Genomic DNA, 13,875 nt, shown 5'->3' on the forward strand with positions numbered 1-13,875 from the left:
TCAATGCATCTGGATGGCGCCTTGGGCGCGGCCCTTGCCGGCGCGTGCGGGCGGGTTGCACAGGCCGCACACATAGTGGCGTGCGATCTCGTGCGGATGCGTCACGAAGTGGCCGCCGCACTTGCCGCACTTGGTCATGGTCAGCATGCCGTTGTCCACGAACTTCACCAGGCGCCAGGCGCGCGTCACCGACAGCAGCGCCTCCAGGCCCTGCGCCTGGGTCTGCTCCAGATAGAGCTGGTAGGCCTTGATGACGGTGTCGATCTCGTCCATCTCCGCCACCTTGTTCAGGTACTCGTGCATGTTCAGGAACAGCGAGGCATGGATATTGGGCTGCCAGGTCATGAACCAGTCGGTCGAGAACGGCAGCTGGCCCTTGCTGGGGCTCTTGCCCGAAACTTCCTTGTACAGACGCAGCAGGCGCTCATACGAGAGATCCGTCTCCGACTCCAGCACCTGCAGGCGCGCGCCCAGGTTGATCAGGGTCACGGCACGTTCGATCTGACGGGCTTCGGTGAGGATGCTCTTGACTCGCATGGTGGCTGCTCCGGGGTGTTCTTGTTCTGGGGCTCAGGCGGCTTCTTGGTGGCGGCCGGCCATCAGGATGGATGCATGCAGGCGCGAGACGCTGTCGTTCGCGGCCGGCTTGCCATGGCTGGTGAGCAGGCCCCAGACCAGGTCGTCGTCCATGCGGAAGCGGCACAGCAAGGTGTTGCCGGCGGCGATCTTCATCATCTGGGCCGGGCTCAGGGTGTTGAGCAGCGCGGCGGTGTCTTCCGAGATACCCAGGCGGAACAGGGCTTGTTCGCGATCTTGGCGGATCAGGGTCTGTGCCAACATCAGGTAGGACAGATTGGCTTCACGGATCTCGGTGAGGATTTGGTCGGCTTGCATGTCTGTCTCCGTTCGCATCAGCGGTTGGGGTATCAACGTGATACGGATTGTGAAGAGCCGAACAAGTTCACAACATCAGGCCAGTTCGGTGCATTGAGTCCCGCTTCTTCCCATTCGCTTGTCAGGCAAATTCCTACAAGCCCCGCAAGCGACGCAAAAAAAGCCCGGACAAGCCGGGCTTTTCTGAATCGAGAGCGTTTGCTTTTCAGCCCATGCGCATGCAGGCGCTCGGGCCTTCATCCGGCGTCGCTCAGGCCGCGGGGCCTGAGCTCGGTCCGGATTCAGTGCATCTGGATGGCGCCTTGGGCGCGGCCCTTGCCGGCGCGTGCGGGTGGGTTGCACAGGCCGCACACATAGTGGCGTGCGATCTCGTGCGGATGCGTCACGAAGTGGCCGCCGCACTTGCCGCACTTGGTCATGGTCAGCATGCCGTTGTCCACGAACTTCACCAGGCGCCAGGCACGCGTCACCGACAGCAGCGCCTCCAGGCCCTGCGCCTGGGTCTGCTCCAGATAGAGCTGGTAGGCCTTGATGACGGTGTCGATCTCGTCCATCTCCGCCACCTTGTTCAGGTACTCGTGCATGTTCAGGAACAGCGAGGCATGGATATTGGGCTGCCAGGTCATGAACCAGTCGGTCGAGAACGGCAGCTGGCCCTTGCTGGGGCTCTTGCCCGAAACTTCCTTGTACAGACGCAGCAGACGCTCATACGAGAGATCCGTCTCCGACTCCAGCACCTGCAGGCGCGCGCCCAGGTTGATCAGGGTCACGGCACGTTCGATCTGACGGGCTTCGGTGAGGATGCTCTTGACTCGCATGGTGGCTGCTCCGGCTTGTTCTTGTTCTGGGGCTCAGGCGGCTTCTTGGTGGCGGCCGGCCATCAGGATGGATGCATGCAGACGCGAGACGCTGTCGTTCGCGGCCGGCTTGCCATGGCTGGTGAGCAGGCCCCAGACCAGGTCGTCGTCCATGCGGAAGCGGCACAGCAAGGTGTTGCCGCTGGCGATCTTCATGATTTGAGCCGGGCTCAGGGTGTTGAGCAGCGCGGCGGTGTCCTCCGAGATGCCGAGGCGGAACAGCGCTTGCTCACGGTCGGCACGGATGAGGCTTTGCGCCAGCATCAGGTAGGACAGATTGGCTTCGCGGATCTCGGTGAGGATTTGGTCTGCATTCATGTCGGACTCCTGTTGCGCTGTTCAGCTCTCGTTTCAACGTGAAACGGATTGTGTGGACGCAAACAAGTTCACGACATCAGCCCAATTCGGTGACTGAAGTCCCGGTTTTTCCAGGGTGCTTGTCAGGCAAACACCTACACCGGCCCCATGGCCGGTCAGCGGGTCGCGCGGCCGCCGCGGGCGGCGCGCCCCATGGGCGGCGCGCTCAGGCGGCCGAACGTACGCTGCTGTCGCCGAGCGCCTGCAGGCGCTGCAGCTCGATCTGCACCAGCGGCAGCAGATCGGGCGCTTCCTGCATCAGGTTGGCCAGCGCGGGGCCCTGGAGCAAGGCCTGCAGGGCTTCGATGGCGGCCGCGTATTCGCCCAGGCCGGACATCGCAAAGCCCAGGGTGTAGAGGCTGGCGCCATGGTCGGGCGTGAGCTCCAGTGCCCGGTAGGCATGGGTGGCGGCATGCGCCAGCTCGCCCGCGCTCAGCAGCAGCGCCGCCATATCGCTCAGCAGCTCGTGGCTGAGAGGTTCATGCTCCAGGGCCTGGCTCAGCAGGCTCAGCCCGCGCCCGACGCGCCCCTCGGCGGCCTCGGCAAACGCGGCATTGCGCGCCTGCGTCAGCAGCATCAGCGCCTCACTCGAGCGCTGGGCCTCGTCCCCGGTGGCGGCCTCGGTCAAGGCCTCCGCCATCTGGGCGGGCATGGCTTGGAATCGCGGGCTGCTTGTTTGCGTGTGCATCTTCATGGTGATCACTCCAGACATCGCCAATGCGGGACGCATGGGGCGCTCCGCCTGAACCAATCAAACGCTGGATCAATCGAGGCGCGCTCGCGTATCGACTCCAGTTGCGCAGACTTTAGGGTCGGGTCGCACGATCATTCGTTGGAAAAGCACGGTCCACGCGCCGCATCTCCAAACATGCAAGCCGGCAGGCGCGTCGAAATCCTGTACAGAGCGCGGCGGCAGGCCCCAGGCCCGGCACCGGCTCCTATTCAGCAACAGGAAAGACCGACAGGAACCCAGCAAGACTCAGCCAGCCCCATGCCCAGCGCCACCGGCGCCTGTTGAACGGATTCGCGCCACGCGCAAAAAACCGATCCAAACAACAAGCCCCCAAGTGCCGCGCTTATCAACCGATCGAGCCTATTGACAAACAGCGCTTAAGTTCCTACTTGCGCTGTCCGATAGCCATTCCAACGGGTCTGCAAAAACAGATTCGTGGTCCGGTTAGAAGGCCGCAAGTTGAGCTCCCCCTGGGGGGTGCAGGGCACAACGGTTGACTAGCGCCGGGCGGTACGTCCCCCATGGCCGCAATGCCGCAAGGGTCGCAAGCACGGGTGCCACACCCGGGCATCCGAGTCACGTCGGCGCTATGCCGGGAGTCTTTTAAAGCTGAATAGGAGCGCATCATGCCCGCTGTTATCAATACCAACCTGCTGTCCATCACTGCGCAGCGCAACACCTCCGCCACCCAGAACTCGCTGGCCACGGCCATGCAACGCCTGTCTTCGGGCCTGCGTGTCAATTCCGCCAAGGACGACGCCGCCGGCATGGCCATTGCCGAACGCATGACCGCCCAGGTGCGTGGCATGAACGTGGCGCAACGCAATGCCAACGACGGCATCTCGCTGGCGCAAACCGCTGAAGGCGCGCTCTCCAAGGTGAGCGACAGCCTGCAGCGCATGCGTGAGCTGTCGGTGCAGGCCCGCAACGCCACCAACACCGGTGACGACAAGGACTCGCTGGGCAAGGAGTTCTCGCAGCTGGCGGCGGAAATCACCCGCGTGCTGGGCGGCACCACCTTCAACGGCCGCGCCATCCTGGCCGGTGCCTCGGGCACGCAGACCTTCCAGATCGGCGCCAACACCACCGCCAACGACGTGGTGGATGTGGTCACCAAGGACATGACGGCCGAGGCCGACATCACCGCGGTGACCGGTGCCACGCTGAACAACGGCTCCGACGCCGCTGCGATCGCGACCATCATCGACAACATCGATACCGCGATCAAGAACGTCAGCGTGGAACGCTCTTCGCTGGGCGCTTCGCAGAACCGCTTTGACGCCGTGATCTCCAATCTGCAGATCTCGGTGGAAAACCAGAGCGCCGCACGCAGCCGCATCCTGGACGCCGACTTCGCGGTGGAAACGGCCAACCTGAGCCGCTCGCAGATCCTGCAACAGGCAGGCAACGCGATGATTGCCCAGGCCAACCAGTTGCCGCAGCAAGTCCTCACGCTTCTTCGATGAAAGCTGGCCAGCCCCGCTGGCCTTGAGTACCCCCGCGGCTATCAACCAACAAGCGGATAGCTTCAAACCCCCAGCACAAGCCCCTTGAAACGCCGCCCGGCAGCTCGCAAGAGCCCACCCGGGTGGCGTCTTCTAGTCAAAAAGGATTCAAGTCAATCCAGGTGTCGTCGATAACTGCTTCAACGAGTCCAAGCAAGTGAAAGGACCGTGGTCCGGTCAGCCGGCCCCGAGCGCCAACGCCAATCCAGGCGGGCATCGGGACAGGACGCGGACGGTGCAACACACGGCAATGGTGCGGTGGTGTTGCTGGCAAGGTCAGCTGCCAAGCGGCCTGGTTATCGAACCGTAAAGACCGGAAGTCTTTGACACCGAAAGGATTGAATCATGCCCTCGATCATCAATACCAACATCCAGTCGCTGAATGCCCAACGCAATCTGTCTGCGTCGCAATCGTCGCTGGGTACGTCGATGCAGCGCCTGTCGTCCGGCTTGCGCGTCAACTCGGCCAAGGACGATGCGGCCGGCCTGGCGATTGCCGAGCGCATGAACACCCAAGTACGCGGCATGAATGTGGCGATCCGCAATGCCAACGACGGTATCTCGCTGGCGCAGACCGCTGAAGGCGCACTCTCCAAGGTGGGTGACGCGCTGCAGCGCATGCGTGAACTCTCGGTGCAGGCCCGCAACGCCACCAATACCGGCGACGACAAGGATTCGCTGGGCAAGGAATTCGCCCAGCTGGCCACCGAGATCACCCGCGTGATCGCCGGCACCACCTTCAACGGCAAGGCCATCCTGGCCGCCGATTCGGGCACGCAGACCTTCCAGATCGGTGCCAACACCACCGCCAACGACGTGGTCGACGTGGTCACCAAGGACATGACGGCCGAGGCCGACATCACCGCCGTGACCGGCGCGACGCTGGACAACACCTCCGACGCCGCGGCCCTGGCCACCATCATCGACAACATCGACACCGCGATCAAGAACGTCAGCACCGAGCGCGCCACCCTGGGTGCCTCGCAGAACCGCTTCGACGCCGTGATCTCCAACCTGATGGTGGCGGTGGAAAACCAGAGCGCCGCACGCAGCCGCATCATGGATGCCGACTTCGCCTCCGAGACCGCCAACCTGAGCCGCGCGCAGATCCTGCAGCAGGCCGGCAACGCGATGGTGGCGCAGTCCAACCAGCTGCCCCAGCAAGTCCTGACCCTGCTGCGCGGCGGCTGAAGCAAGCAAGCCTCCCCGTCCCTGACTCCGCCCACCGCATTCGCGGTGGCGGAGCTTTTCTATTGGCCGTGGTTTCCCCTCCTAATTGAGCTTTCACGGCGCGCGCGCACTCGCAGAATCCAATCCATCGGGCTTGCATTTCTGGCCCGAGATCCGGAACCACCGGAGCCCTTTCGGAAGGCGACTTCCGGAGACCGGATATCTGTAGGAGTGCTCAAATGCCCCAGACCATCAATACCAACATTGCATCGCTCAACGCGCAGCGCAATCTGAACATGTCTCAGTCAGCGCTGAGCACGTCGATGCAACGGCTGTCGTCGGGTTTGCGTGTCAATTCCGCCAAGGACGATGCCGCCGGCCTGGCGATCGCCGAACGCATGAATTCGCAGGCTCGCGGCATGAGCGTGGCGATACGCAATGCGAACGACGGCATCTCGCTGGCGCAGACCTCGGAAGGTGCGCTGGGCAAGGTGACCGACGCGCTGCAGCGCATGCGTGAACTGGCGATCCAGGCCCGCAACGCCACCAACTCCAACGGCGACAAGGATTCGCTGGACAAGGAGTTCGGCGAGCTGGCCAAGGAAATCCAGCGCGTGTTGGGCGGCACCAGCTTCAACGGCAAGTTCGTGCTGGGCTCGGGTGCCGGCTCGCAGACCTTCCAGGTCGGCGCCAACACCACCGCCAATGACGAAATCGTCGTCACCACCCCCGATCTGACGCTGGAGCCCCTGGTCACCACGGTGGCGGGCACCGACATCAGCGGCGCCGGCCGCGCAGTGATCGACAACACCTCCGACCCGACCACCATCGCCACTGTGGTGGCGAACATCGACGCGGCGCTCAACAAGATCAACGAGGAGCGTGCCACGCTGGGCGCCTCGCAGAACCGCTTCGACGCCGTGATCGCCAATCTGCAGGTGGCGCACGAGAACCAGATGGCCGCACGCAGCCGCATCATGGACGCCGACTTCGCGCAGGAAACCTCGGCCATGAGCCGCTCGCAAATCCTGCAGCAGGCCGGCAATGCCATGGTGGCCCAGGCCAACCAGCTGCCGCAGCAGGTCTTGCAGTTGCTGCGCGGCGGTTGACGCGGCAGCGATACAAGACCGAATGAGCGGGCGACCCGGGTTTTACACCTTGGTCGCCTTCAGTTTTTGGGTCCGCTGCCGAATAGCACCTGATAGACCCTCTCGGACGAGGAGCCCGATATGACTGCCATCACCTCAGCCGGCATCGGCAGCGGCCTCGATGTTGAATCACTCATCACCAAGCTGGTCGCCAACGAGCGCACGCCCATCACGCAGCTGCAGAAGTCGGCGGACGGGCTGAAGACCCAGCTTTCCGCCTACGGCAAGCTGCAGAGCAATATGGCGACGCTGCGCGACGCCGCCTCCAAGCTCAACAACGTCGACACCTGGGCGGCCAATCTGACCAGCTCGAGCGACGCGGCCTCGGTCACCGCCAGTGCCGGTGGCGGCACCCTGCCCGGCAGCTTTGCGGTGGCGGTGTCGCAGCTGGCCACCTCGCAAACCCTGGTCAGCAGCACCGCCTATGCCTCGGGCAGCACCTCGGTGGGCACCGGCACCATCACCATCGAGATCGGCAGCTGGAACGCCGACGAGACCACCTTCACCGCCAAGCCCGACAAGACCGCGATCGACATCCCGATCGGCGCGGGCGAGGACCAGCTCAACCAGATCCGCGACAAGATCAATGCCGCCAAGGCCGGCGTGGTGGCCTCGGTGGTGACCGACACGAATGGCTCGCGCCTGGTGATGCGCGCCACCGACAGCGGCGCCGAGAACTCCTTCCGTGTCAGCGTCAACGGCGACGCCGGCCTGGCCGCCCTTGCCTACGACCCCTCGGCGGGCATCAGCTCGATGACCGAGAAGCTGAAGGCGCAGAACGCCAAGGCCACGCTCAACGGCATCGAGGTGGAGTCGCAGAGCAACACGCTCAAGGAAGCCATCGACGGCATCAGCATCACGCTGCTGAAGACCACCAGCGCCGACGTCAACATCACCGTGACGCAGGACAAGGACAGCGTCAAGAAGGTCATCAACGACTTCGTCACCGCCTACAACGGCGTGGCCCAGTACATCCGCGATCAGACCAAGTACGACGCCACCAACAAGACCGCCGGCACCCTGCAGGGCGACAACACCTTGCTGGGCCTGCAGTCGCAGCTGCGCGGCATCATCTCGGGCTCGACCACCCTGGGCGGCAGCCTCACGCGCCTCACCGACATCGGCGTAACCCTGGGCACCGACGGCAGCCTCAAGGTGGACGGCAGCAAGCTCGACAAGGCCGCCAACAACCTCGACGGCCTGAAGCAGCTGTTCAAGGGCCTCGACGCCGGCGATCCCAGCAACGACGGCCTGTCGCAGCGGCTGAGGCGCTTTGCCGACGATGTGCTGGGGGTGGACGGCCGCATCACCGCCCGCCAGGCCGGCATCCAGGCCAGCATCAACGACAACAGCAAGCGCCAGAGCGCGCTGGAAGACCGCGTCAGCCTGACCGAGAAGCGACTGCGCGCCCAGTACACCGCGCTGGACCAGAGCATGAGCAAGCTCAACAGCCTGGGCAATTACGTCACCCAGCAGCTCGCCAAGCTCTGACCCCGGGTCAGTCCCCAGCCACAACCGCCCCAAGGGGCGGTTTTGCTTTTGCGCTCTTGCATCTGGATACAGCTTGTCGCGAAAAGCCCGGCTCTCCCCCCGCAAGGGTGGCTCAAGTTCCCCCGCAGGACGCCGAAAACTGATTCAACACGGCCCACTTGGATGTCTGAATCATGTACGGAAACGCATCTCCCTTCGCATCGCGCACGCAACGGGCCAGCACGATGTACAGCCGGGTCGGCGTGGAGACCGATGTCTTCAGCGCCAGCCCGCACCGCCTCGTCAGCATGCTGTTCGACGGCGCCTTCGACGCCATGGCCCAGGCCCGCGGCGCGATCCAGACCGGCAACACCGAATTGAAGAACCGTTCGCTCAGCCGCGCGGTGCGCATCCTCGATGAGGGCCTGAAGGCCGCGCTCAACCTCGAGGCCGGTAACCTGGCCATCGACCTGCGCGACCTCTACGCCTATATCTGCATGCGCCTCACCCATGCCAATCTGCATGGCGACATGGCCGCGATCGAAGAAGCACAGAACCTGCTGCAACCGGTGCGCGAAGCCTGGAACGCGATCGGCGACAAGGCCGCCGCCTGAAGCGCAACACAGCCAAACAGCACCCCATGAAACCTCGCATTGAAGCGGATGTCGCGATGAATACCCAACTTCTCAGCTATTACGAAGCCATCGAGCAAGCCAGCGCCGACATGCTCTCGGCCGCCCGCACCGGCAACTGGGATGAAGTCGTCAAACTCGAAGGCGCTTGCGTGCTGCTGATCTCCCAGCTCAAGCATGCCGCCTCGCACAGCGCCCTGCAGCCCGAGGAAGCCAAGCTCAAGACCCGCATCATGCAGCGCATCCTGCTCAACGACGCGGAGATTCGCCACCTGGCCGAACCCTGGCTCGACGACCTGGACCATGTGCTGAAGGGCCAGTCCAAGACCGTACACTGAAACATCCAGGGTCAATAAGGCACAGCATTGTCCGAGCCACGTCCACCTAGAACGCTGAAGTCGCGCGCCGTCAACGCGGGCGAATTCCGCGTGGACAGCCCGCCCGAGATCCACGCCCTGCTGGATGAGCTGGTGCGCACCCAGGCGCGCCTGCAGCTCAGCACGCCCGAGGGCGCCGGCCTGCAGACCAGGCTCTGGAGCGTGGACAGCGCCGGCGGCGTGCTCAGCCTGGATGCCGGCAGCGACCGCGACGCGCTCGCGCCGCTGCTGGCCAGTGCGGAACTCACCGCCCTGGCCTATCTCGACAATATCCGCCTGCAGTTCGACCTCGACGGCCTGGTGCTGGTGAGCGACGACAGCGACGCCTGCCTGCGCGCCGAGCTGCCGCGCCTGATCTACCGCTTCCAGCGCCGCCAGGCCTACCGGGTACAACCCACCACCAGCCTCTATCCGGTCGTCAGCCTGCGCCATCCGGCGATTGCCGACATGCATCTGCGCCTGCGCGTGCTGGACGTCAGCGCCGGCGGGCTGGCGCTGCTGCTGCCGCGCGACGTGCCGCCGATCGAACCCGGCCTGGTGCTGGCCGGCGTGGTGGTGGAGCTGGACCGCGACAGCCGCTTCGAGGTGCAGCTACGCCTGCAGCACATCGGCGCGCCCGGCCCGCAGGGCAGCCAGATCGGCTGCCAGTTCGTCGAGCTCAGCCCGATGGCCGCGCGCGCCCTGCATGTCTACATCGACCAGACGCAAAAGCGCCGCCGTCTGCTCGCCAAGCGCTGAGCGCCCCCGCCCCCATGCCGCGCTGCCTGCCCCTTTTGTCACATTCGCCACGCGGCTTCACGCTGGTCGAAATGGCCGTGGTGATGGCGGTGCTGGCGATCCTGCTGGCCGCCGCCGTGCCCAGCTACAGCCGTTTCCTGGTGCGCAAGCAGATGGAGCTGGCGGGCGAAAGCCTGGTGCTGGATCTGCGCCTGGCGCGCGAGGAGAGCGTGCGGCATGGGCAGAACACCTTCGTCAGCTACCGCAGCGGCGAGCATTGGTGCTGGGGCATCAGCCGTGGCCAGCCTTGCGACTGCGCCTTTGCCAGCAGCGACGGGCAGCGCTGCAATGTGGCGCGCGCCGACAGCGCCGAGTTCCCGCGCGTGCGCATGGACCGCGCCGATGGTGTCGAGTTCGAGCACACCATGGGCCGCGCGATGGCGCCCAGCCAGGTGCTGTTCAGCGGTGGACCGGAGCAGAAGCTGCGCGTCGAGGTCAATAGCCTGGGCCGCGCCAGCATGTGTCGCGGCGAGGCGTGTTGAGCCCGTCGGGTCTTAGACCTGCATGTTCATGATCTCAGAATAAGCCGAGACCAGGCGGTTGCGCACCGCCAGCGTGGCCTGGAAACCGATCTGGGCCTTCTGCATCGAGACCATGGTCTCTTCCAGGCTGACGTTGGGGTTGTCCAGCTGCACCTCGCGCTGCAGGCGTGCGGCCTCGTTCTGCTGCTGGCTCACGCCCTTCATGGCCTGGGCCATGGCGTCACCGAAGCTCGCGCCACCGGCGGCCTTGGCCTTGGCCAGCGGCTGCCCATTGGTCGACAGGCCGGCGCGTGCGACGGCTTGCGAGAAATCAAAGGGCATCAGCTTCAGGTCCATCGTTCACTCCTGTGGTGCCTACGGCAGAGGCCATACCGGCAGGGACAGGCTGAATGCTACGCACAAGGCGCGGCCACGATGGGAGGAACTGCGCTCGGTAAGTCGGCCTGTTCGCGCCTTTCTTGAGGGTGAGTTTCCGAATAATTCGACGCATCGGCTGGGATCCCAGCCCACCCGCGAATTTATGCACATCGGCCACCCATGGACAACGCAATCAGCCCTCCCCTGACCCCGCTGACGGATGCGAGCAGCGTCCCTGCCGGCCTGGGCACCCGGCTGGCCGCCCTGCCCACGCGCAGCAAGCTGGGCCTGGGCCTGGGTGTGGCGGCGCTGGCCGGCGTGGTGCTGGCGATGAGCTTGTGGGGCTCGCAGGGCGATTTCCGCCCGGTCTTCACCGGCCTGTCCGACAAGGATGGCGGCGCCGTGATCGCGCAGCTCGCCACCATGAACGTGCCCTACCGCAACGAGCCCGGCGGCATCATCCTGGTGCCGGCCAACCAGGTCTACGACGTGCGCATGAAGCTGGCCTCGGCCGGCCTGCCCAAGGGCAGCACGGTGGGCTTCGAGCTGATGGACAAGCAGTCGATCGGCCAGACCCAGTTCAACGAACGCCTGAACTTCCAGCGTGCGCTGGAGGGCGAGCTGACCCGCACCATCACCGCGTTGGCCGATGTGGCCGATGCGCGTGTGCACCTGGCGATGCCACAGCAGAACGGCTTCTTCCGTGAGCAGCAGAAGCCCAGCGCCTCGGTGATGCTGACGCTGCGCGGCGGCCGCACTCTGGACCGCGCCCAGGTGGCCGGCATCGTGCACCTGGTGTCGGCCTCGGTGCCCGAGCTCAACCCCAAGGCGGTGAGCGTGCTGGACCACACCGGCGCGCTGATCTCCAACCCGGGCGAGAGCGCCGGCGGCCTGGACAGCCAGCAGCTGCAATACAAGCAGCAGATTGAGGCCAACCTCAACAAGCGCATCTATGAGCTGCTCGAGCCGGTGCTGGGCCGCGACAACCTGCGCGCCACCGTCACCGCGGATGTGGACTTCTCGCAGGTCGAATCGACCTCCGAGGAGTTCAAGCCCAACCAGGGCGCGAACGCCAGCGCCTCGGTGCGCAGCCTGCAGACCAATGAGGCCATCAACAGCACCCCGCCCACCGCCACCGGCGTGCCGGGTGCCGCCACCAACCAGCCGCCGGTGCCCGCCACCGCGCCGGTGAATGGCCAGGCCGCACCGCTGCAGACCTCCCAGGGCGGCGGCAGCAGCAACCAGAGTTCGCGCCGCGAGGCCGTCACCAACTACGAGGTCGACAAGACCGTGCGCGTGACGCGCAACGCCACCGGCACGGTGCGCCGCCTCAACGCCGCCGTGGTGGTGAACCACCGCAGCACCACCGACCCCAAGGGCAAGGTCACGACCGTGCCCGTCTCGCAGGACGAGTTGGACAAGCTCACCGCCCTGGTGAAGGAAACCATGGGTTTCAACCAGGAGCGCGGCGATTCGCTCAAGCTCATCAGCGCGCCCTTCATGCTCGAGAAGCATGAGGTTGCCGATGTGCCGGTCTGGAAGCAGCCCTGGCTGCTGGAACTGCTGCGCAGCGCCCTCGTGCCGACCGCCCTGGTGGCGGTGGCACTGATCGCCGTGTTCGGCATGGTGCGCCCGGCGCTGCGCGCCGCCTACCCACCGCCGCCCGCTCCCGAGTCCGAGAAGAGCGAGGCCGGCGGCCAGCTCAGCGAGGTGTCCGACGACCAGTTGCTGCTGGGCCCCGGCGGCCTGCCGGCCCTGGAGGCGCCGCTGTCCAACGAGAAGCTGGAGCGTGCCCGCGTGCTGGCGCGCGAGAACCCCACCGCGGTGGCCAGCATCGTGCGCAACTGGGTCAACGGCGAAGTCGCCTGAGCCTCCTCATCAACACCCTGTAGAGAACCATCATGGACGACAAAGGTGTGGAAGACGCGGCGATCCTGCTGATGTCGCTCGGCGAGGAAGAGGCCTCCGAGGTCTTCAAGCAGCTCTCGCCCAAGGAAGTGCAGAAGCTCGGCGAGACCATCGCCAAGCTCAAGGTGATACCGCGCCACCGCGTCGAGGAGGTGCTGACCAAGTTCGACGCCGTGGCCGAGACCCAGAGCATGCTGGTGAACGACACCGACGAATACGTGCGCACCGTGCTGCGCAAGGCCCTGGGCGAGGACAAGGCCAATCTGCTGCTGGACCGCATCCTGCAGGGCAGCGATGTCTCCAGCATCGAGAGCCTGAAGTGGATGGACGCAGGCTCGGTGGCCGAGCTGCTGCGCAACGAGCACCCGCAGATCGTCGCCGCCATCCTCGCGCACCTGGACTATGACCAGACCAGCAATGTGCTGAAGACCTTCACCGAGCGCCAGCGCAACGAGGTGCTGATCCGCATCGCCACGCTGGACGGCATCCAGCCGATGGCGCTGAAGGACCTCAACGAGGTGATGAGCCAGATCCTCTCGGGCGGCGACCGCATGCGCAAGTCCAGCCTGGGCGGCGTGAAGACCGCGGCCGAGATCATCAACATGATGGGCTCCAGCGTCGAGGCCTCGGTGCTGGACTACATCCGCGAGGCCGACTCCGACCTGGCGCAGAAGATCATGGACAACATGTTCACCTTCGACGATCTCGACAAGATCGACGACAAGGGCATCCAGTCGGTGCTCAAGGAGGTGCAGTCCGAATCGCTGGTGGTGGCGCTCAAGGGCGCCGCACCCGAGCTGCGCGAAAAGATCTTCCGCAATATGTCCACGCGTGCGGCCGAGACCCTGCGCGAGGACCTCGAGTCGCGCGGCCCGGTGCGCCTGTCCGAGGTGGAGGGCGAGCAGAAGGAAATCCTCAAGATCGTGCGCCGCCTGGTGGACGAGGGCCAGATCGTGCTGGCCGGTGGCGGCGACGACCAGTACCTCTAAGCCATGGTCACCAAACCCCCGCGCCAAGTGCCACCGCCAACCCGCCCCGACGGCACGGCCGCGCCGCGCACCAGCGCCTACGCCCGCTTCATCCCGCGCGAGGAGTTGCAGGATTTCGCGGCCTGGAAGCCGGGCCAGTTCGAGGGTGTCGATCGCCGCGCCACGCCGCGCCCGGCCGCCAAGCCGACCACCGAACAGCTGAACCGTGTGGAGGTCCAG

General features: G+C 65.3%; 16 protein-coding genes and 1 pseudogene. 11 read left to right on the forward strand and 6 right to left on the reverse strand.

Annotated features, from left to right (window positions below):
- From flhC (AC3WQY_RS19370) to AC3WQY_RS19390, 5 genes are all read right to left on the reverse strand, one after another.
- The gene (gene flhC, locus AC3WQY_RS19370) at positions 1-537 is read right to left on the reverse strand and encodes a flagellar transcriptional regulator FlhC (protein WP_285231378.1); all 537 of its coding nucleotides are present in this window, start codon (positions 535-537) and stop codon (positions 1-3) included.
- 33 nt (positions 538-570) lie between these two features.
- Positions 571-894 (reverse strand): flagellar transcriptional regulator FlhD, encoded by a 324-nt coding sequence (gene flhD, locus AC3WQY_RS19375; RefSeq protein WP_285231379.1) that lies wholly within the window; start codon positions 892-894, stop codon positions 571-573.
- 281 nt (positions 895-1,175) lie between these two features.
- Positions 1,176-1,712, reverse strand: coding sequence for a flagellar transcriptional regulator FlhC (gene flhC, locus AC3WQY_RS19380; RefSeq protein ID WP_285231378.1), 537 nt, complete (start codon positions 1,710-1,712; stop codon positions 1,176-1,178).
- Positions 1,713-1,745: 33 nt separating this feature from the next.
- The gene (gene flhD / locus AC3WQY_RS19385) at positions 1,746-2,069 is read right to left on the reverse strand and encodes a flagellar transcriptional regulator FlhD (RefSeq protein ID WP_285231377.1); all 324 of its coding nucleotides are present in this window, start codon (positions 2,067-2,069) and stop codon (positions 1,746-1,748) included.
- A gap of 205 nt (positions 2,070-2,274) precedes the next feature.
- Complete coding sequence (locus AC3WQY_RS19390) at positions 2,275-2,760, reverse strand: hypothetical protein (protein ID WP_492710167.1); 486 nt, start codon at positions 2,758-2,760, stop codon at positions 2,275-2,277.
- Positions 2,761-3,467: 707 nt separating this feature from the next.
- Between AC3WQY_RS19390 and AC3WQY_RS19395 the strand changes: the two genes are divergently transcribed.
- The 8 genes from AC3WQY_RS19395 (at position 3,468) to AC3WQY_RS19430 (ending at position 10,402) form a co-directional block, all read left to right on the forward strand.
- Entirely contained in the window at positions 3,468-4,307 is an 840-nt protein-coding gene (locus AC3WQY_RS19395; RefSeq protein ID WP_285231375.1) for a flagellin N-terminal helical domain-containing protein, read from the forward strand.
- A 384-nt stretch (positions 4,308-4,691) separates the two neighbouring features.
- Positions 4,692-5,537: a flagellin N-terminal helical domain-containing protein gene (locus AC3WQY_RS19400; RefSeq protein ID WP_285231374.1), complete on the forward strand. Its 846-nt coding sequence runs from the start codon at positions 4,692-4,694 to the stop codon at positions 5,535-5,537.
- 218 nt (positions 5,538-5,755) lie between these two features.
- The gene (locus AC3WQY_RS19405; RefSeq protein ID WP_285231373.1) at positions 5,756-6,625 is read left to right on the forward strand and encodes a flagellin N-terminal helical domain-containing protein; all 870 of its coding nucleotides are present in this window, start codon (positions 5,756-5,758) and stop codon (positions 6,623-6,625) included.
- 120 nt (positions 6,626-6,745) lie between these two features.
- Entirely contained in the window at positions 6,746-8,155 is a 1,410-nt protein-coding gene (fliD, locus tag AC3WQY_RS19410) for a flagellar filament capping protein FliD (RefSeq protein WP_492710169.1), read from the forward strand.
- A gap of 173 nt (positions 8,156-8,328) precedes the next feature.
- Complete coding sequence (fliS, locus tag AC3WQY_RS19415) at positions 8,329-8,748, forward strand: flagellar export chaperone FliS (protein WP_492710171.1); 420 nt, start codon at positions 8,329-8,331, stop codon at positions 8,746-8,748.
- A gap of 56 nt (positions 8,749-8,804) precedes the next feature.
- Complete coding sequence (locus AC3WQY_RS19420; RefSeq protein ID WP_285231370.1) at positions 8,805-9,104, forward strand: flagellar protein FliT; 300 nt, start codon at positions 8,805-8,807, stop codon at positions 9,102-9,104.
- A 27-nt stretch (positions 9,105-9,131) separates the two neighbouring features.
- Entirely contained in the window at positions 9,132-9,881 is a 750-nt protein-coding gene (locus AC3WQY_RS19425; protein ID WP_492710173.1) for a flagellar brake protein, read from the forward strand.
- Positions 9,882-9,895: 14 nt separating this feature from the next.
- Positions 9,896-10,402, forward strand: coding sequence for a GspH/FimT family pseudopilin (locus AC3WQY_RS19430; protein WP_492710175.1), 507 nt, complete (start codon positions 9,896-9,898; stop codon positions 10,400-10,402).
- Between the two features lie 12 nt (positions 10,403-10,414).
- Here AC3WQY_RS19430 and fliE read toward each other — a convergent pair whose 3' ends face one another.
- Positions 10,415-10,738 (reverse strand): flagellar hook-basal body complex protein FliE, encoded by a 324-nt coding sequence (gene fliE / locus AC3WQY_RS19435; RefSeq protein WP_285231367.1) that lies wholly within the window; start codon positions 10,736-10,738, stop codon positions 10,415-10,417.
- A gap of 201 nt (positions 10,739-10,939) precedes the next feature.
- Between fliE and fliF the strand changes: the two genes are divergently transcribed.
- From fliF to AC3WQY_RS19450, 3 genes and pseudogenes are all read left to right on the forward strand, one after another.
- On the forward strand, positions 10,940-12,628 hold the full coding sequence (gene fliF / locus AC3WQY_RS19440; protein ID WP_492710177.1) for a flagellar basal-body MS-ring/collar protein FliF: 1,689 nt from the start codon (positions 10,940-10,942) through the stop codon (positions 12,626-12,628).
- 32 nt (positions 12,629-12,660) lie between these two features.
- Complete coding sequence (fliG, locus tag AC3WQY_RS19445; protein WP_285231365.1) at positions 12,661-13,656, forward strand: flagellar motor switch protein FliG; 996 nt, start codon at positions 12,661-12,663, stop codon at positions 13,654-13,656.
- 3 nt (positions 13,657-13,659) lie between these two features.
- Positions 13,660-13,875: pseudogene (locus AC3WQY_RS19450) on the forward strand (hypothetical protein); the annotation flags it as partial.

Source organism: Roseateles sp. FW301-B2, assembly GCF_058788955.1.

Excerpts from the sequence above, each read along its gene's own strand:
- flhC (WP_285231378.1), bottom strand. The coding sequence starts at position 537 with ATGCGAGTCAAGAGCATCCTCACCGAAGCCCGTCAGATCGAACGTGCC.
- flhD (WP_285231379.1), bottom strand. The coding sequence starts at position 894 with ATGCAAGCCGACCAAATCCTCACCGAGATCCGTGAAGCCAATCTGTCC.
- flhC (WP_285231378.1), bottom strand. The coding sequence starts at position 1,712 with ATGCGAGTCAAGAGCATCCTCACCGAAGCCCGTCAGATCGAACGTGCC.
- flhD (WP_285231377.1), bottom strand. The coding sequence starts at position 2,069 with ATGAATGCAGACCAAATCCTCACCGAGATCCGCGAAGCCAATCTGTCC.
- AC3WQY_RS19390 (WP_492710167.1), bottom strand. The coding sequence starts at position 2,760 with ATGCCCGCCCAGATGGCGGAGGCCTTGACCGAGGCCGCCACCGGGGAC.
- AC3WQY_RS19395 (WP_285231375.1), top strand. The coding sequence starts at position 3,468 with ATGCCCGCTGTTATCAATACCAACCTGCTGTCCATCACTGCGCAGCGC.
- AC3WQY_RS19400 (WP_285231374.1), top strand. The coding sequence starts at position 4,692 with ATGCCCTCGATCATCAATACCAACATCCAGTCGCTGAATGCCCAACGC.
- AC3WQY_RS19405 (WP_285231373.1), top strand. The coding sequence starts at position 5,756 with ATGCCCCAGACCATCAATACCAACATTGCATCGCTCAACGCGCAGCGC.
- fliD (WP_492710169.1), top strand. The coding sequence starts at position 6,746 with ATGACTGCCATCACCTCAGCCGGCATCGGCAGCGGCCTCGATGTTGAA.
- fliS (WP_492710171.1), top strand. The coding sequence starts at position 8,329 with ATGTACGGAAACGCATCTCCCTTCGCATCGCGCACGCAACGGGCCAGC.
- AC3WQY_RS19420 (WP_285231370.1), top strand. The coding sequence starts at position 8,805 with ATGAATACCCAACTTCTCAGCTATTACGAAGCCATCGAGCAAGCCAGC.
- AC3WQY_RS19430 (WP_492710175.1), top strand. The coding sequence starts at position 9,896 with ATGCCGCGCTGCCTGCCCCTTTTGTCACATTCGCCACGCGGCTTCACG.
- fliE (WP_285231367.1), bottom strand. The coding sequence starts at position 10,738 with ATGGACCTGAAGCTGATGCCCTTTGATTTCTCGCAAGCCGTCGCACGC.
- fliF (WP_492710177.1), top strand. The coding sequence starts at position 10,940 with ATGGACAACGCAATCAGCCCTCCCCTGACCCCGCTGACGGATGCGAGC.
- fliG (WP_285231365.1), top strand. The coding sequence starts at position 12,661 with ATGGACGACAAAGGTGTGGAAGACGCGGCGATCCTGCTGATGTCGCTC.